Annotated in this window: 1 protein-coding gene; it reads left to right on the top strand. The window is 68.1% G+C overall.

The genetic code is table 11. The features are described 5' to 3' along the window. Positions 1-323: AMP-binding enzyme (locus QM806_RS41025; RefSeq protein ID WP_502943958.1), on the top strand; the 323-nt coding region annotated here is incomplete at both ends.

Here is a 323-nt window from a genome sequence, read left to right as displayed (position 1 = left end):
CGGCGAAATCGAAGCAACCCTCACCACCCACCCCGACATCACCCACGCCGCAGTGGCAGTCCACCACGGCACCGTCACCGAGCAACTGGTGGCCTACGTGGTGCCGACCCCGGGCGCCCACGTCGACCCCGACACGCTCGCCGCGACGGTCGGTGCCCGCGTGCCCGATTTCATGGTGCCGTCGGTGTTCGTGACCCTCGACCGGATGCCAGTGAGCGTGAACGGCAAGATCGACCGGCGAGCACTCCCCGCACCAACACCGTCGAACCGGCAGTTCCGACCACCGGTCACCCCCACCGAACAGACCATCGCCGACGTCTTCA

This window comes from Rhodococcus sp. IEGM 1351, from assembly GCF_030056875.1.
GTDB lineage: Bacteria > Actinomycetota > Actinomycetes > Mycobacteriales > Mycobacteriaceae > Rhodococcus_F > Rhodococcus_F opacus.
The sequence above is the reverse complement of the archived record's forward strand: the minus strand, read 5'-3'. Positions and strand labels throughout refer to the sequence as shown.